The sequence below is a fragment of the Streptomyces sp. NPDC056486 genome, assembly GCF_042795295.1.
Taxonomy (GTDB): Bacteria; Actinomycetota; Actinomycetes; order Streptomycetales; family Streptomycetaceae; genus Streptomyces.
This window is the reverse complement of record NZ_JBHTSF010000172.1, coordinates 2,029-18,087: the sequence shown is the minus strand read 5'-3', so window position 1 is coordinate 18,087 and position 16,059 is coordinate 2,029. Positions and strand designations below refer to the sequence as shown.

Here is a 16,059-nt window from a genome sequence, read left to right as displayed (position 1 = left end):
CCCACTGGGAGAGCGCCGGGCTTCGTGCTTCCCGGGCCTGGATGCCTGGCCAAGCTGCTCGCGCCGCTCAGCGGGTCGGCCACTAACGCGCTGCTGCCCCCGACCCATGGTGGTCCGGGGGTAGCAGCTTGGTGGGTGGAAGGGTTAGCTCGTTGCCGTGGCCTTGGTGAGGGCCTTGTCGAGTTGGCGGTCGACGAGGGTCGGGGAGACGGAGACGATCAGCAGCAGACTGCCGTCGCGGATCGCGGTCTGCTTGACCACGGTGCTGCGTCCTCCGGCTGTGAACGTCAGGAGCTGGCTCCACTGCTCGTCGCCGAGGCTGTGGGGCGCGGGCAGCTTCTGCGAAGCCATATCGATCGGAGTGCCGCCCGCGACGACCTGATACGTGGGGCATCCCGTCATGGCGTCGAAGATACGGCCGATGCCGTCCGACAGCTTGTTGGCACTGTCGCTGTACAGCTCCTCAGCGATCTCGGAGCTACTGCCGCCGTAGGTGAAGTCTGCCTTCGCCTTGCGGGGGAAGGCGAGCGTGCCGCCGGTCGCCGCGTCGTCGCCCAGCTCGCTCAGGGCCGGGCAGCCGATGACGGTGACGTCGTCGTGCCGGGCGGGACGTTCCGGCTTACGCAGGTAGCCGGAGCCGAGGTCGCTCTGGTCGAGCAGGCGCGTTTCCAGCGCGGCCGACGTGAGCGGAGTAGCCCGCTGGGCTGCATCGGCCCGCTTCCCGGCACGGGCGGAGGGCGCGGTGTCGGGTTTGGTGCCGGCGGTGTTGGTGGTGCAGGCGGGCAGGGTAAGGAGGGCGGCGGTGATGCCGAGGGCGGTGGTGGTGACGCGAACGCGCATGACGGAACTGACCCCTTGGTGCTAGGTGACGGGTGGTCAGTGCGGGCCTGCGGGCCCGGTGGGGTCGTAGGAGTGGGGGTCAGTGCCCGAGGTGGCGCAGGCCGTCCTCGAACGTGGCGTGCGTCGCGTCCGCCGGTCCGAAGTTCCGGTTGAACCAGGCGGTGTCGAGGCGGGTCTCCTGCTGCTGGTGGCCGACCCGGCAGCGCAGCCAGATCTGGTCGCGGGTGGAGAGGATGAGCCAGTCCCGGTACGCGTCGCACTCGGCGCAGGCGACCATCTCACCGTCGAGGACCAGCGGCTGCTTCCACGGCATCATCCTGCCGTCGAGCTGGTCGTGGCTGGGCACTCGCAGCTCCGGCGGAAGGAAGTCGTCCGCCAGCGCGGTTGTCGGCTCGGTGCGCTCCGGCTCGGCCGGCGGCACCCCGATCCCGGGCGGGACCTGGTCCTGCATGCGGGCATGCAGCTCGGCGAGTCGGCGCTGCGCCTCGCTGGGCTCCTTAGCCCGGCGGCGTATTCGGTGAAACACCCTGGCGTCCTCCCTCTCCTCGTCCTGCTCGCGTCATGATCGTGCCCTACGCCCCTGGCGGTTTCAATTCACAAAGTCCACAGTCACCTTCAGGCAGGTCACAGGGCGTTTCCTCGCTCCCAGAGGTCGGTGCCAGCTCTGGGCGAGGCGCGTCCATCGATGCGGGGACCGTCTACCGTGGCGTGCCATGACTGTCCTCATCGTCGGCGGCAGCGGTTTCCTGGGCACCGAGTTGGTCCGTCAGGCATCTGCCGCCGGGCATCCCACCGCCGCGACCTTCGCGACCAGGCCGGGCAACAACCCGGAGGCCACTTGGTACGGCCTGGACCTGCGGGACGGCGACCGTGTCGAGGAGGTCGTCGCCTCGCTCGCCCCCTGCCTGGTCATCAACGCGAGCAGCGGCAGCGCCAACTGGGCCGTCACGGCCGAAGGTTCCGTCCGTCTGGCGATGGCCGCGGCGAAGCACAACTGCCGTCTCGTTCACGTCAGCAGTGACGACGTGTTCTCCGGCGCCCGCGTCCACTACGACGAATCCAGCCTCCCTGATCCCGTCACCCCCTACGGCGCCGCGAAGGCCGCGGCGGAGACCGGCATCCGGCTTCTGGCCCCGGACGCCGCCGTCGCCCGTACCTCACTGATCATCGGCGGAATCCAGTCCGAGCACGTCCGTCTCGTCCACGACCTCGCGACAGGGAGCCGAAGCGGATCCCTGTTCACCGACGACATCCGCTGCCCGGTGCATGTCGGTGACCTAGCCGCCGCCCTGCTGGAGCTGGCTTCTACCGACGCGCGCGGCATCCACCACCTTGCAGGTGCCGACGCCGTGAGCCGTCACGGCCTGGGTGTTCTCATCGCCCAGCGCGACGGGCTCGAGTCTTCCCGTCTGCCGGAGGGTCTTCGGGCAGCCACCGCGCTTCCTGGCGCCCTTGACGTCCGCCTCGACAGCCGTGCAACCCAGGGCAAGCTGCGTACCAGATTGCGCGGCGTCCACGAGTTCCTCTGACGCGCAAGCGCAGTCGCACCTGCGGCGGGCTCATCGGGTATTGCCCGGCGCCTCTTCACCAAAACGGCGGCCAGAAGCGGCGGTGCGGGCCGGCGGGCGCGCGGCAGTCGGGCTCTTTGCCGTGCTGTTCTCCGGCATCCCGGTTGCGTCGGCTGGCAGATCGGCCAGGCGCCGCAGTCGCCATATCAGCACGTCGCTGACCGAGTCCGCGGTGTCGAGTTCGCGGCGCTCTACCGCGTGGGACAGGAGCGCTGCAGGGTCGTGGCCGGCGGCTTCGGCGTCGGTGATGGTCGCGGCCAGGGCGTGCCATCCGGGTTCGGCCAGGATCTTTTCAGCGAGCCCCGGCAGCGCCTTACGCAGCAGGATCGTCTGCCGCTGGAGCACCGGCTGGCTCAGCCTCCGCCCTCGCTGGTGGAGCACGCTGAGGGGGTGTGCGGCGGCGGCCTGGTAGGCGGTGCGCAGATGCGTGGCGGCCCGGGTGGCGGCTTCGGCCTGCTGAGCGTGGCCCTTCCTGGCGTGCCAGTGCGCAGCGGCGGTGATGAGGAAGACCAGCATGTCGATCGCCATCGCCGTGGTGGCACCGTCTTCACCGCGGCCGAGGGCGGGGCCGCCCCGGATGAGGTCGCGGGCGGCCTGCCGCAGCGCCCGGTCGTGCCCGCGTACGGCGCGGATGTGGGAGCGCGAGGCTCGCTCGAAGGCCGTTGCGGCATCGCGGAGTTCGCGCCGGGTGTGGGCAGCGGATGTCTTGGCGAGGGCGTCCAGGACCTCGCCGGTTGCTGCGATGTGGGCGGCGACGACCGCGTCCTCTCCGTGCTCGATGACGAGCACCGCCTGCCATCCGGCAGAGGCCGTCCTGCGGCGCGCGGCGGCGGCGCTGCCCGGCCCGGTACGGATCATTTCCTCCCGCCGGGTTGTGGGTGGGGTGTCCTGGGCGTCGCCGGACCAGCGCTCGCGGATGCGGGGCAGTGACAGGTCGGGGGCCAGGCGGGCGCCGGGGTAGAACACCGGCTGGCCGTCCTTGTTCAGGTCGTCGGGCAGAGCGACCTTGTATCCGAGCAGGTCACCGGAGGGCGCTTCGCGCTTTCGGATCAGGAGTCCGGCGGCAGTGAGCCGGTCGAAGAACTCATCGTCACTTCGTACACCGGTCACCGCGCGCCGTACGGTTTCGCGCAGTTCCTCGCGGGCGGTGCGCTCGCGGCCCTGACGTTCGGCCTTGTGGCGCTCCGCGCTGGTGGGCCGCTGTGCGGCGGTGCCGTCGCCGGGCGCGACCTGGTGAAGGCCGAGTTCCTTTTCGATGAGCCGGGCTTCGGCCTGGGCGCGGGTACCGGAGCGGAAGTCGTCGGGGCGATGGCCGTCCTCGGTGACGAGGGTGGCGACAATGTGGATGTGATCGTCGGCGTGGCGTACGGCGGCCCAGCGGCAGCCAGGCTCTCCGTCACCGGGGTCGATGCCGGTGGCGGCGACGATACGGCGGGCGATGCCGGCCCACTCCGCGTCAGACAGGATCCGGTCGCCGGGGTCGGCGCGTACGGAGGTGTGCCATACGTGCTTGGCCGGGCGGGCGTGCTGGGCGAGGGCCATCATGGGCTGGTCCAGGAGCCGCTGGAGGTCCGTGAGGCCGTTCGGGTCGCGGCCGGGGTCGGGGGACATGCCATCGAAGGAGGCGATGAGGCGGGGGTCGATGTGGTCCTCGTGCTTGCCGGTGTCGTAGAGGTAGTAGAGGAGACCTCTGGTGTCCGCCCCGGCCCGGTTGACGCTGGGGATCATGAGCCGTTGGCTTCGATCAGCCGCGTGGCGGCTTCGTGCGTGGTGTCGGCGGCACGCCGGACGGCGGCGACGGCGGCTTCGAGCTGGGGAACGTCCGCACCGGAGTTGAGCGCCCTGACTACCTGGTTGAGATTGCTGCCGGCCCAGCCGAGCTTCCGCCGGCTGTCGAACAACGCGGAGACGATGTCGCGCTCGGTGGCGATCTCGATGCTGGTGCGGTCGATGTCGCGGGCGGTGGCGAGCGCGGAGCGGGCGAGGAATCCGGCGACGGACAGATGGCACCGGGCGGCGGCGGACTTGATCAGGGTGAACTCTTCTTCGTTGAAGCGTGTGTTGGGCTGATGCAGGCGCTTATTCTGGGGCGACTGGCGCGGGCGCTGGCGGGCACGAGACGCGGTTTGATTCTCCTCCTGCTCGGGCTTCGATCCGCCCCCGGTCGAAGCCCGAAGGACCTGCGCCCCCCGGTGCAGGTCTACTCCCGCCCCCTCGGGGGCGGGTTTGGCGGAAGCTACGCTTCCGCCCCAACTTGCTCGCCCTGAGACTGAGTTGAAGTCGGGATCAGTTTCCGGGGTGGTGCCGTTCGTGCTCGGGTTCGTCATCGGGATTCGGTCCTCGTGGAGCGGATGCGGTGCTGGATGGTGGCGGCAAGTTCGACGACATTGGCCGGTCCAGTGAGGACGCGGACGGGCCCGCCGGGGGTGTGCTGGATGAGCCACTAGCCGGTCGGGGCATGGACCGCGGCGTGCACGAGGGATAGGCGGACCAGTACGTCCGCCCAGGCGCTGGCCTCGGCGGTCGTGGGCTCGGACGAGCGAGTGGGACCCGGGATCACAGCGGCCTCCTGGAGTAGGGCGGTGGCCCGGCGCGAAGCCGAGCCACCCATGGTGGTAGGGGAGTTGAGCTGGGGTTTTGCCGGTCAGCCGCACTCGGGGCAGCGTCCGACGTGGCTGCTGAGCGCCCGGGCCATCCGCTGCTTCGTCGCAGCAGCCTGCTTCGCGCTGGACTTCGCCGCCGCCCTGCCCTCGTGCCGCTTGGAGTGGGCGAGCATGAAGCCGATCTCCCGCTCGTACTCCGCCCGCGCGGTCTCGAACTGGTGGCAGGTCTTCATCCGGTGCTCCTTGTCGTCGTGGTGTCCTCGCTCCTCAACCCCTGGAGGACGAGGCTGATTCGGTCGTTCCGGCAGCCCGTCAGCCCCTCGCGGCGGATGATTTCCCGCAGCTGAACCCGGGTGATCGCTTCGTTGCCGTCCCGGTCGAGCAGGGCGGGCACGTGGGGGCGGACCTCGCGCACAAGCAGGCGCTCCGACGAGTCCAGCTCGCGTGGCGGGCGCTGCGCCTGCGGAGTGCGGGACCGGCCGCGCTTCCCCTTGTTCTTCGTGGCCGTCTTCCGCCGGAGAGGGACCTTGTGTCCCCGGTCCCCGTTGGGCTCGGTCCCCGACTCGCTGGTGCTCGGTCCCCGATGCGTATCGGGGACCTGAGCAGCTACTTTTCGCGTAGAAAGGCCGGTCCCCACGCTTCCGGCGTCCCCCGCCGAGGCTTCCGGGCTGCCGGGACCGGCCCCCGGGACCGCGGCAGTTCCAGGGACCTCGGTCCTCACACCGGTCCCCGCATCGTTGCCCTCGGTCCCCGCGCTTGATGACTCCATCGCGTCCGCGCTTTCGGGGACCGGTCCCCGCGCGGGGCTCGGTCCCCGGTCCCCGTCCGGCTCGTCGGGACCGGCTACGGGGACCGGCACCTTCGAGGGGACCGGGGCTGCCGGTGTGGTGCTGTGCGCCGGGGACCACGGCGAGGGCAGCGGGATCGTGGCGAGCGCTAGTGCGTGCCGGCGGGCGGCGAGCTGGTCGAGCAGCTGCGCGCGCTGGAGAGGGTCGGTGCCGACCGAGGCTCTGGCGACCACCTTCGACAGGCGCCGTGTGAGCCGACGACCGCGCCAGCTCTGCTGCTGCTCGGGTGTGCGCTCGGCGAGCCGAGCGGCCAAGGCGACCGCCCGGGTGGTGGCACGGTCCCGGGTGATCTGCGCGGCGTCGCGGTCCCGCGCAGCGATGCCCATGCGGGACAGCAGCCGCTCGCGTACCTCCCGGCCCAGCACGGCGATCAGCCCGTGGGAGGCGGCGCCCGGGGTACGCAGGCGCAGTTCGATACCCATGGCGAGGTGCCACAGCATCGCTGCCATGACCGGCCCGACGAAAGCCCGGACGGTGCCGCCGACGGGACCGCTCTCGGCGAAGGCGGGGATCACCTGCACACCAGTGATCACCCAGACCAGCGTGCCCGGCAGGCCGGGCGCCCCCTGAGCGGCCAGGTTCTGCCGGGCCATCAGCGCGGTCGCGAAGAGCGCGAGTTCGGCCGCGGCGAACATGCCGGCCCGCTCGGCGGTTCCGGCCATGTCGAGGAAGTCGGCCGCGAAGCGCCACGAGGTGTCCGCGCTATAGGCGGTGCAGCCGAAGGCGGCCACGGCGGCGACCTTGACCGCCGGGCTGCTGAGACGCTTCTGCGGACGCGCGCCTCGGTGCCGGATCGCCCAGGCGCTCAGCACGAGGACCAGGACGGCGGGCACGCCGATGGCGAGGTGGAGAGGGAGGTCCGGAGTGGTGCCGAGGGCCAGGAAGCGGGTCATGCGGCCTTTCCGAGAGGGGCTGGCGCCGGGTTCGACGCCGCGGTTCGGGGCACCGCCTGCCGCGTGCCGGGCTTGGCGGGTGCGGGGTTTCCCGCGGGCGGGGCGGGCTTCTTCCGCGTCTTCTTGGGCCGGGGCACGCCGTAGGTGCGGTCGCGGTCGAAGACCTTGTTGGCTGCCTGCCGGAGCAGGTCACGGGCGTGCTTGTGGCTGATCTGTAGAGCCGCGGCGAGCCGGTCGGGCCGCCAGCCGCGCACGTAGGCGTGGTCGATGACGATCTGACGCTCGGTCTCGGTCAGGTGTACGTCGCGTCCCCGGAAGAAGGCCGTCACGCGCTGGTAGTCGAGGCGCTGGTGCAGTCCGTCGTGCCAGGGGCGCCGTTCGGCTTCGGTGAGGCCGCCCCAGACGCCCTCCTTGAGGACGTTCTGCAGGGCGAAGTCGAGGCAGTCGCGGCGCACCGAGCACAGGCCGCACAACTCTTTTGCCTCGGCGATGGCTTGGTGGTCCCGGGGCAGCGGGAAGAACACCGCATCGGCGTCCTCGACGTCCATGCCGTGGCACATGCCGCTGGTGTGCCAGCTGGTGTCGCCGATCCCGCGCAGGCCGGTGGTCGGCGCGTCGTGGGTGGTGATGTGGCGCATGGTGGTCTCCGTTGTGCTGCCGCGTCGGTCCGTTAGAGGGCGGGGAGGGTCGGGGCGTCGGGTGTCGGCTGCGGCGCGAGGGCGGTGGCCGCAGCCGGGGCGGACGGCGGTGTGGTGGTGCACCGGCCTTGCGCGTAGGTCAGGCCACGGCGGACTGCGGGACCTGCGTGGTCTGCTGGGCGGCGGCAAGGTCGAGGCGGCCGGGGTGCGGAGTGGCGCGCAGGGCGGTTCCGCGTGCTCCTCCGTCGGGGCCGATCCGCCTGCGCCGACAGGGCTCGCCGGGCGGGGCCAGGCACCACTCGCAGCGGATGCTCAGGGCGTCGGGCTGGCCCTGAGCGATGGCCGCCTCGCGTGCCGCTTGGGCGGGCCGGTAGGGCGCCAGGGCAGCTCGGGCAGCGGGCGGGATACAGGAGCCGACCTCCCGCAGCCGTGCCGCCAGCCTCGGGTCGGCCTGCCCGCTGGCGATGGCACGGTACTGCTCGGGCTGAGCGGTACCGGTGGCCACTGCGTGCCGGGTGCCGACCAGCTCGGCGGTCCAGGCCGCCTGATCGTCCGGGTCGACGGACGGCGTGGGGTCGGTGTGCCGGCCTAGCCGGTCGCGGCGGTAGCTCTCCCAGGGGCGGGCTACGTCGGCGGGCAGGATCGGGTACGGCGAGAGGCGGATGTGCTGGCGGGCAGCGATGCGGGCGTCCCAGCCGTGCGGCGTCGCCATCGGCACGTCGCCGAGCAGTTCGTGCCACTGGGCGAGCTGGTCGCGGGCCTCGCCCTCGATGCGGCTGGTGCGGGGGTCGAGTCGGCCGATGTAGGCCAGCAGAGCGGCGATTTCGCGGCGGTCCACGGTGTGGCTATTCCGTTCCGGTCGGCTCGTCGAGAGCGGCGAGGAGGGCGGCTTGGTGCGCCTCGGCCCGAGTCATGCCGCCCGGCTGGGAGGTGGCTTTGCCGGGCAGGGCGTAGAGGGCCGGGCGGCCCGGTGGGCGCTCCCGGGCGACCCAGGAGCGCCAGTCGGCAGCCCAGGCCCCCGCCGTTCGCGGCTTGAAGTCGGCGCGGTGGGCCCGCCACTTCGCGTCGGCTGCTTGCAGACCCGCCTCGCCGAGCCGGTCGAGGTGCCCCTGCCGACGGGCCCAGGCGTGGGTGTCTGGGTCGACCTGCCACTCCGCGGCCGGGGTGAGGGAGGTACCCCTACTGCTGTACCTACGGTTCACCTTCGGTTCACTACGGTTCTGGGGTGTGGAATCCGCACCGTCGGGGGTGCGGATTCCTGCCCGTCGGGGGTGCGGAATCCGTCGCGGGGGTGCGGAATCCGCACCGGCTGGATTCCGTGGCGAGGGTGTGGAATCCGCGCCCTTCTTGGGCCAGATCCCGTGCCGCTGGAGCTTTTCCGGCTGCAGCTCGGGCACCGGATCCGCGTCGGACGGTTCGACGTGTGCGTCCGGGTCTTCCGCCCTGGCCGCCTCGATCTTGGCTTGGAAGGCGGCGGCGCGGCGCAGGCGGTAGACCATGGTCCGAAGCGGGCCCTGGTAGTCGACGAGCAGCTCCAGCTCGTCGCCGTTGGCGAGAGCCCGGAGCGCCGCGCGGACGGCGGTGCGCGATGCGTTGGTCCGCTCGACCAGACTTGCCATGGAGGCCCAGGCGACGCACTGCTTGTCGGGGACCCGGTCGGCGATCGACAGCAGGACCAGGCGCGCGGTGCCCCGGCTGGAACTGTGCTCCCACACCCATTCGCGGGAATCGACGCTCATCGGCCGCTCCCGCTCACAAGGCGGGGCCGGCGGTTCGCCCGGGCCAGGATGGTGTGGTCCGGCTCGGGGCTCTGAAGCGCCGAGACGGAGATGACTGCCGTGCAGGCCAGGCGGAACGGCCTTTTGCGCCGGGCAGGAGACATGCGATACTCCCGTTTGCAGTGTTGCCACGCTGGTGCGCCCGTGGAAGGACTCAGCGTGGTGATGGTGGGCAATCTCCGCCCTTGCCGGGGCGGGTATGCCGCTTAGCGTTCGGCGTCCGGGAGTTACTCTCTCGGGCGCCGTCGCTGTTTTACGGGACCTTCTCGGTCCGGTCCGTGCTCGCGGGCTCCTCCCGTCCGTTGTCGCGGGCGGGCTGCCCGGGGGTGACGAACATACGCACGGACCCGCGTCAAGATCCAGACTTGGTTCTTAAACTCTGTACTGGTTGCAGAGAGTCACCACATGGCCTGCCGCCGGAGCCGCCTGTGGGCTTCGGTGCGTACTGCCGTCCGACATCGAGGAGCACCGTTGCCGCGGTTGCCCCGAATATCGAAATCGTGCCAGTGTGTCCGAATTGGAATGGGTGTCTGGTATTTCCCACGGCGGAAATGCGATGTGGATGAGGTGTTTCCACTGCCGCCTCCGCGCTTTCCGGTCGAAGATCAAATCCTTGCGTGCTACACGTGACATATGTCGCCGGGCTAATGTGGCTCGCGCCACGTCGCCCGGCGCGCTCCGGCCGGTAGAACGGACGGGCCGCCCTAAAGGGGTGGTGTGTGCCACACGTAAACGTGCTGGCGAGGAAGAACTTTCCATACGTGGGATCGGCTCGTCAACTGGTGTTTATCGCGGGGTAGGGTGGTTGAAGTGGATACGAAGAAGCCCGCCCGGGAAAGGATCATGGAAGAGATGGCCGAAGGTCAGGTGACTCCCAAGGGGCTCATGGACCGTCTTAACCGCCTGTTCGACGCGGTGCACCCGCCCGACCGCGGTCCCTTCAGCAACGCTGAAGTGGCCGAACGGATGGAGAAGCAGGGACTGGGCAAGCTGTCGGCCCAGTACCTGTGGCTCCTGCGAACGGGGCAGCGCGATAACCCGACGAAGCGCCATCTCGAAGCGCTCGCAGGGTTTTTCGGTGTGGATCCCGCCTATTGGTTCGACGACGCTGTCGCTGAAAAGACCGTGCAGGAGCTTGAGTTGCTCGCGCTGCTTCGCGACGCGAAGATCAAAGACGTTCTTCTTCGCCTATCCGACGTCTCCGCAGACGGAAAAGAAGCCGTCCTGGGGATCGTCGAGAGCGTACGAAAGTCCGAGGGGCTGCCGCCCTCAACTGGCGCGTAAACGGCCTGAGTTCAGTAAGTGATCGAAGGAAATTAATGTGGTCTGCACGAAGGGTGCGCCGGCCTGACCTTTTGGCCGAGTTGAAGCTCCCGTACGTCACCAATATCCGCGATCTCAGCGACGAGGTCTCTCGCCGCACGGGGCGGACGGTGGTCCTGGAGCCCCGAGAGCAGGTGCCCTCGGTGTGCGGGGCCTGCGTCGTCACGGAGAGTGTATTCCGTGTGTACTACGACCCGCGGACCAGCTACCTGCACCAGGACCACATCATCGCCCACGAGTTCAGCCACCTGCTGCTCGGCCATCACGAGAGCCGCCCGACGTCCGCGCTCGCCTCGACGATCTTCACCAGCGTGGGCCCCGGCACCGTGGAGATGATGTTGGGGCGCACGAAGTATGAAGAGGACGAGGAGCGGGATACCGAACTCCTCGCGTCGCTGCTCCAGCGCCGGATCATCGACCGGTGGCTGCGCAGCGACGAGTCCTCCGGGGACGCGGTTCAGGACCGGGTCACGCACACGCTGCTGCGTCGACGGGAGGCCCGGCCGTGAAGGACCTGCTCCATCCGATCAGCCTCGTCGTCGCCACGCTCGGCTTCCTCTGCCTCCTGCGGGACGTGCCGACCCGCCGCCGAGACCCCGCCTCCACCGCGTTGGCCGCCGTCTTCCTGCTGTCGGGACTGTCGTTCCTGTTCTCCATCACGCCGATCTGGAACCACCTCGACCGCGTGCTCGGCACCGTCAACCTTTCCGTGCCCCTCGCGCAAGGCTGCGTGGTCGCGCTCCTGGCCTGCCAGCAGGTGGTCCTCACCTACTGGGGATCCCCACCCGAGGTCGCCCGCCGACGGAGCCGCCGGTGGCTCGGGGCCGGCTTCGCGGTGATCGCCGGGCTGCTGGTGCTGTTCGCCCTGCTGACGCCCAGCGCGCCTCATCCGATCGACTTCACGCTGTACTACGCGCACGACGACTGGTACGCCGCGTACCTCACCCTGTACGTCACCGCCTACACCATCGGGGAGCTGTTCCTCGCGCGCGCCTGCTGGCTCCTGGCCCGCCGCAGCACCCGCGGGTCCGTCCGCTACGGCCTGCGCATCGTCGCCCTCGGGGCCACCGTCACCCTCGGATACAGCGCGGTCCGCATCGGCAACGTGATCGCCGGCGTCTTCGATACCTCCCTCGCACAATGGGAGGGCTTCGCCTGGACCTGCGGCGATGCCGGTGCCATGCTCACGCTCATCGGATGGCTCGTGCCCACGATCAGTGACCTGGCCCAGAGCCTTAAGCACCGGATCAAGCAGTACCGCAGCTACTACGGCCTCCGCCCCCTGTGGCTGACGTTCTACAGCGAAGCGCCCGAGATCGAGCTGTCGATCGGCCGGGTCGACCCGGCCCAGAGGCGACGTTTCCGCCGCATCTCGATCCGGCTCTACCGCCGAGTAGTCGAGATCCGGGACGGCCGGTTCGTGATCCGCCAATACCTCGATGCCGCAGTCCGCGAGACCAGCGAAACCCATCACCAGGCCCGAGGGCTTCACGGCCAAGAGCTGTCGGCCGCCGTCACAGCCGACCAGATCCTGGCCGGAATCGCCGCCCGGGCCGAAGGCGCCCACCCGGCCCCCGACCAGCTCACCGACTTCGCCGACTCCGCACGCCAGACCAGCGGGCCCACGGACGACCTCAATGCTCTCCTCGACGTCGCTCGCCACCTGCCCCGCCAGCCCGCACGAGCCCCCCACCTTGAGCGAGTCTCCGCATGACGACCGGCCTCACCCACCAGCCCGCCCATCTCCAGCTCCAGGCACTGGAGCGCCGCGAGATCTCCAGCCGTGAGCTGCTCGACCTCCACCTTGCCCGGATCGACGCCAGCCACGTCAACGCCGTCGTCACCCGCGACGACGGCGCGGCCCGAGCCGCAGCGCGAGCGGCAGACGAACGCCGCGCCCGCAACGAGAGCAGCGGGACCCTCGACGGCCTTCCCCTCACGATCAAGGACAGCTTCGAGACGGCCGGCCTGCGCACCACCAGCGGCGCCGAGGACCTGGCGGATCACGTACCCGCACGGGACGCCGATGCGGTCGCCCGTCTTCGCCATCAAGGCGCCGTGATCATGGGCAAGACGAATACGCCAGCGTACTGCCAGGACCTGCACACCGACAACAGCCTGTTCGGCCGCACACTCAACCCCCACGATCCTGAGCGCACCGTCGGCGGCTCCTCCGGCGGCCCCGCCGCCGCAGTCGCCGCCTACCTGACTCCCGCCGACCTTGGCAGCGACCTCGCTGGCTCACTTCGGCTTCCGGCTCACTACTGCGGCGTCTACGGGCTGCGCCCCACGCATGGACTCGTGCCAGCGCGCGGCCACATTCCCCGACCGCCGGGATGGATCACCAGCAGCGACATGGTCACCCCGGGCCCCCTGGCCCGCCACCCCCGCGACATCGACCTGCTCCTCGACGCGCTGACGACGCCGTCACCCGCCGAGAACAGCCCCTGGAATGTCAAGCTGCCCACAGCGCGGCGCCCGATCGGCCGGCTCCGCGTCGCGGTGTGGGCCGAGGACGAGAGCTGCCCCGTCGACCGTAATTCCGCCGACGCTCTCGCCGCCCTCGAACTGACGCTGGCTTCCGCCGGCGTCAGTGTCCGCCGGACCGTGGGGCCGGTTGGCTTCGCTGACTCTCTCCGCCTCTTCGAGCAGCTCCTTCATGCCACCACGACGGCCGCTTCCGACGATGACGCCGGCGCAGCCGAACTCGCGGCGGCGCGTGACCTGCCCGAGGATGACGCGAGCCCACGGGCCGCCTTCCTCCGCCACCGAACGCAGACACACCGCTCCTGGCTCCGCGCCAACGAGGAGCGCCTCCGGCTTCGGGGGACGTGGCACCGGTTCTTCGCCGACGCCGGGCACGATGTCCTCATCACTCCGGCCGCTCCCACCGCGGCGATCCCGGCCGGCTCCCGCTCCCTCACGGTCGACGGCGTCGAGCGGAGCTTCTTCGACCAGACCGGCTGGGCCAACCTCACCAGCCACGTCGGGCTGCCCAGCCTCGTCGTACCCGTCGGTCGGAATGTGGACGGCCTCCCGCTCGGCGTACAGCTCGTGGGACCGGCCTATTCAGAGCGCACCTTGCTCGCACTGGCCGAATACCTGGCGTTGCGGCAGGGAGGGGTGACCGAGGGAATCAGTCTCTGACACCGTTGGCCTGGGGGGACGCGGACCGGCCAACGGAGGCGCAGCACTAGTGTGCCGATTTTGAGATTCGGCATCACCGATTGCGTGATCGGCACCGCGTTGACCCGCCGCTTGGTGCCGGCCGCACCTCACGTGGTGTCGCAGTAACTCAAGACCGGCTCACTAAGGGCTGTCCCGCTCGATCTTGTGGCTGTCGGGTGGGCGGGTCGTTCTTCTGGGCGTGCAGCGGGGTGATCTGGCAGGGGGGTGCTTCTATCTGTTCGATCAAGGTCTGTGGGCGTGGTCAGGCTGCTTGTTCGTGTCGCGGTTGGTAGAGGGCGCTGTCGCGGAGCATCGCGAAGAGCACGTCGACGCGGCGGCGGGTGAGGCAGATGAGGGCGGCGTTGTGGCGCTTCTTCTCTGCGCGCTTCTTGTCGTAGTAGGTCCTCGATTCGGGGCTGTTGAGCGAGGCGAACGTGGCCAGGAACAGGGCTCGTTTGAGCTGTTTGTTGCCGCCGCGGGGCGGTTCTTCGCCGCGGATGGAGGTGCCCGAGTGGTGGGTGGTGGGGGTCAGTCCCGCGTAGGAGGCCAGGTGGGCGGCGGTGGGGAACGCGCTGGCGTCGCCGACCTCGGCCAGAATGCGGGCACCGGTCCTGACCGCGACCCCGGGCATGGAGGTCAGGACCTTCGCGAGAGGGTGGGTCCCCAGCAGGGTGGCGATGCGGGTCTCGAGCATCTCGCGGCGCTTGAGGACGAGGGCCAGGGACTGGGCCAGGCCGGAGACGATCTCAGCAACCATCCGGTGCCGCCAGGACCGGCGGCAGCACCCCCCGGATCATCAACGACAGGGTCAACGAGCCATACCGGCCCCAGAGGCCACGAGCCCAGTTCGGGCTCTACTCGGAAGGTAATGGGCGTAGCCGACGTCGGAGCTGGTTTCCTTGGCGAACAGGCGGCGCCGTTCGGCAAGCTCGACCAGCGACTGCGGTCAACACCAGAATTCGCGGCCGGCTTCTCGGTTCGTTGGGGCCTGGGCTGGACGCGGTGGTGAGCCGCGTCTGCATCTGAGCCAATACCGGTCCATCAGCGGCAGTGCCGCTGCGAAGTAGTCGTACTCGGTGGTGGCGATGATCTCCTCGATTCGGCAATGATGGGCCGTGGGCGGTCAGTTCGCGTGATGGGGGCTTTGTGGCGGATGTGATGTGGGGCAGTCCACTGGACGGCCGGGACCCGACGATGGTGGGTCCGTATACGGTGTTGCGGTTATTGGGGCAGGGCGGAATGGGCCGCGTCTACCTGGCTCGTGGCCTCGGCACGCGGTTGTACGCGGTGAAGGTGATCCGCCCGCATCTTGCGGACGAAGACGGTTTCCGGGCGCGTTTTGTGCGGGAGGCATCAGCGGCTCGGGCGGTGAGTGGAGCGTTCACCGCGCCTGTGGTCGAGGTGTCCCCGTCGGACGCGGAACTGCTCTGGATGGCCGTCGCATTCGTTGCCGCGCCGCCGCTTGACCTTCTCATCGAGCGGGCTGGGGTGCTGCCGCCGGCAGGTGTGTGGTGGGTCGCGGCCGGCATCGCGGAGGCCCTGTTGTCGGTCCATGGTGCGGAGTTGGTGCACCGGGACCTGAAACCGGCGAATGTGCTGGTGACGGCTGATGGACCGCGAGTGATCGACTTCGGGATCGCCAAGGCACTGGACGCGGTGGGTGCGGCTTCCACGAACGTGATGGGCACCTCGGGGTTCATGGCCCCGGAGCACATCCGGGGAGCCGCCGGGCCGGCCAGCGATGTGTTTGCGTTGGGTGCGGTGATGATGTTCACGGCAACGGGGCATGCACCGTTCGAGGGGCCGAGCGCGGGCGATGTCCTGGCACAGACGCTGTACCAGCCGCCCAACCTGAACGGCCTGCCCAACGAGCTGGCTGACGTGGTGGGGCGGTGCCTGTCCAAAGAGCCGGAGGCGCGGCCCACCCTGAATCAGATGTTGGAGGAGTTCAGACATCATCGGGACCGGACCGTCGCCCCCCACGCCGCCGCAAGCTGGCTCCCCACCAAGGCGCTTGCAGTGATCGAGGGCTTCGGAAATCCGACATCCATGGCCCCGACCGCCCCGCTCCGACCACCGGCGACGACACGTCCCCTCACAGCCGACCTGCAAGAACGCGCCCTTGAGGCACGGGCACTGGCCGAGGCGGGTGACGCGGCAGCCGCGCGGGATCTGTATGCCGCTCTGGTGCGTGACCACATGCGGGTGCTCGGCGCTGACGACCCCGAGACCCTTTTCGCACGGGACTGGCACGGCTTCTACACGGCCGTGGCCGGTGACCCGGCAGCCGCACGGGACCTGTACACCGACCTGGTCCGCGACCGCACACGAGTATTTGGCCCCGACCACCCGGACACCCTCCACGTACGGCACCAGCACGCCCGCTTCACGGCCCAGGCC

Annotated in this window: 15 protein-coding genes and 1 pseudogene; 6 read left to right on the top strand and 10 right to left on the bottom strand. The window is 70.0% G+C overall.

Annotation, left to right across the window (positions count from 1 at the left end; all coding sequences use genetic code 11):
• Positions 1-144: 144 nt before the first annotated feature.
• Together ACFQ7F_RS39010 and ACFQ7F_RS39005 are read right to left on the bottom strand one after the other, a co-directional pair.
• Positions 145-840 (bottom strand): hypothetical protein, encoded by a 696-nt coding sequence (locus ACFQ7F_RS39010; protein ID WP_383281831.1) that lies wholly within the window; start codon positions 838-840, stop codon positions 145-147.
• A gap of 79 nt (positions 841-919) precedes the next feature.
• A complete protein-coding gene (locus ACFQ7F_RS39005) occupies positions 920-1,366 on the bottom strand; it encodes a hypothetical protein (RefSeq protein WP_383281828.1) in 447 nt (148 codons plus the stop codon).
• Positions 1,367-1,553: 187 nt separating this feature from the next.
• Here ACFQ7F_RS39005 and ACFQ7F_RS39000 point away from each other — a divergent pair, with 187 nt between their 5' ends.
• A complete protein-coding gene (locus ACFQ7F_RS39000; RefSeq protein WP_383281825.1) occupies positions 1,554-2,369 on the top strand; it encodes an SDR family oxidoreductase in 816 nt (271 codons plus the stop codon).
• A gap of 30 nt (positions 2,370-2,399) precedes the next feature.
• On the opposite strand, the gene ACFQ7F_RS38995 is transcribed toward ACFQ7F_RS39000, so the two are convergent.
• From ACFQ7F_RS38995 to ACFQ7F_RS38965, 7 genes are all read right to left on the bottom strand, one after another.
• Complete coding sequence (locus ACFQ7F_RS38995) at positions 2,400-4,136, bottom strand: relaxase/mobilization nuclease domain-containing protein (RefSeq protein WP_383281822.1); 1,737 nt, start codon at positions 4,134-4,136, stop codon at positions 2,400-2,402.
• Entirely contained in the window at positions 4,133-4,735 is a 603-nt protein-coding gene (locus ACFQ7F_RS38990; RefSeq protein WP_383281819.1) for a plasmid mobilization protein, read from the bottom strand. Before ACFQ7F_RS38990 ends, ACFQ7F_RS38995 begins: the two co-directional genes overlap by 4 nt.
• A gap of 317 nt (positions 4,736-5,052) precedes the next feature.
• Positions 5,053-5,244 carry a hypothetical protein gene (locus ACFQ7F_RS38985; protein ID WP_383281816.1) on the bottom strand — a complete coding sequence of 64 codons (192 nt, stop codon included), beginning with the start codon at positions 5,242-5,244 and terminating at the stop codon, positions 5,053-5,055.
• Positions 5,241-6,752, bottom strand: coding sequence for a hypothetical protein (locus ACFQ7F_RS38980; RefSeq protein WP_383281813.1), 1,512 nt, complete (start codon positions 6,750-6,752; stop codon positions 5,241-5,243). Before ACFQ7F_RS38980 ends, ACFQ7F_RS38985 begins: the two co-directional genes overlap by 4 nt.
• Positions 6,749-7,390 carry a WhiB family transcriptional regulator gene (locus tag ACFQ7F_RS38975; protein ID WP_383281810.1) on the bottom strand — a complete coding sequence of 214 codons (642 nt, stop codon included), beginning with the start codon at positions 7,388-7,390 and terminating at the stop codon, positions 6,749-6,751. Before ACFQ7F_RS38975 ends, ACFQ7F_RS38980 begins: the two co-directional genes overlap by 4 nt.
• Positions 7,391-7,529: 139 nt before the next feature.
• Positions 7,530-8,228, bottom strand: a complete 699-nt coding sequence (locus ACFQ7F_RS38970) for a hypothetical protein (protein ID WP_383281807.1) — start codon at positions 8,226-8,228, stop codon at positions 7,530-7,532.
• 7 nt (positions 8,229-8,235) lie between these two features.
• Complete coding sequence (locus tag ACFQ7F_RS38965; protein WP_383281804.1) at positions 8,236-9,129, bottom strand: helix-turn-helix domain-containing protein; 894 nt, start codon at positions 9,127-9,129, stop codon at positions 8,236-8,238.
• A gap of 849 nt (positions 9,130-9,978) precedes the next feature.
• Between ACFQ7F_RS38965 and ACFQ7F_RS38960 the strand changes: the two genes are divergently transcribed.
• The 4 genes from ACFQ7F_RS38960 (at position 9,979) to ACFQ7F_RS38945 (ending at position 13,638) form a co-directional block, all read left to right on the top strand.
• On the top strand, positions 9,979-10,452 hold the full coding sequence (locus ACFQ7F_RS38960) for an XRE family transcriptional regulator (RefSeq protein ID WP_383281801.1): 474 nt from the start codon (positions 9,979-9,981) through the stop codon (positions 10,450-10,452).
• Positions 10,453-10,523: 71 nt separating this feature from the next.
• Positions 10,524-11,000: a hypothetical protein gene (locus ACFQ7F_RS38955; RefSeq protein WP_383281798.1), complete on the top strand. Its 477-nt coding sequence runs from the start codon at positions 10,524-10,526 to the stop codon at positions 10,998-11,000.
• A complete protein-coding gene (locus ACFQ7F_RS38950) occupies positions 10,997-12,205 on the top strand; it encodes an MAB_1171c family putative transporter (protein ID WP_383281795.1) in 1,209 nt (402 codons plus the stop codon). The genes ACFQ7F_RS38955 and ACFQ7F_RS38950 overlap by 4 nt, the downstream gene beginning before the upstream one ends.
• Positions 12,202-13,638, top strand: coding sequence for an amidase family protein (locus tag ACFQ7F_RS38945; protein ID WP_383281792.1), 1,437 nt, complete (start codon positions 12,202-12,204; stop codon positions 13,636-13,638). The genes ACFQ7F_RS38950 and ACFQ7F_RS38945 overlap by 4 nt, the downstream gene beginning before the upstream one ends.
• Positions 13,639-13,921: 283 nt before the next feature.
• Here ACFQ7F_RS38945 and ACFQ7F_RS38940 read toward each other — a convergent pair.
• Positions 13,922-14,404: pseudogene (locus ACFQ7F_RS38940) on the bottom strand (transposase); the annotation flags it as partial.
• A gap of 401 nt (positions 14,405-14,805) precedes the next feature.
• On the opposite strand from ACFQ7F_RS38940, the gene ACFQ7F_RS38935 reads away from it, so the two are divergent.
• Positions 14,806-16,059 (top strand): protein kinase (locus tag ACFQ7F_RS38935; protein ID WP_383281789.1); only part of this gene is annotated, 1,254 nt, incomplete at its 3' end.

Excerpts from the sequence above, each read along its gene's own strand:
- ACFQ7F_RS39010 (WP_383281831.1), bottom strand. The coding sequence starts at position 840 with ATGCGCGTTCGCGTCACCACCACCGCCCTCGGCATCACCGCCGCCCTC.
- ACFQ7F_RS39000 (WP_383281825.1), top strand. The coding sequence starts at position 1,554 with ATGACTGTCCTCATCGTCGGCGGCAGCGGTTTCCTGGGCACCGAGTTG.
- ACFQ7F_RS38995 (WP_383281822.1), bottom strand. The coding sequence starts at position 4,136 with ATGATCCCCAGCGTCAACCGGGCCGGGGCGGACACCAGAGGTCTCCTC.
- ACFQ7F_RS38990 (WP_383281819.1), bottom strand. The coding sequence starts at position 4,735 with ATGACGAACCCGAGCACGAACGGCACCACCCCGGAAACTGATCCCGAC.
- ACFQ7F_RS38985 (WP_383281816.1), bottom strand. The coding sequence starts at position 5,244 with ATGAAGACCTGCCACCAGTTCGAGACCGCGCGGGCGGAGTACGAGCGG.
- ACFQ7F_RS38980 (WP_383281813.1), bottom strand. The coding sequence starts at position 6,752 with ATGACCCGCTTCCTGGCCCTCGGCACCACTCCGGACCTCCCTCTCCAC.
- ACFQ7F_RS38975 (WP_383281810.1), bottom strand. The coding sequence starts at position 7,390 with ATGCGCCACATCACCACCCACGACGCGCCGACCACCGGCCTGCGCGGG.
- ACFQ7F_RS38965 (WP_383281804.1), bottom strand. The coding sequence starts at position 9,129 with ATGAGCGTCGATTCCCGCGAATGGGTGTGGGAGCACAGTTCCAGCCGG.
- ACFQ7F_RS38945 (WP_383281792.1), top strand. The coding sequence starts at position 12,202 with ATGACGACCGGCCTCACCCACCAGCCCGCCCATCTCCAGCTCCAGGCA.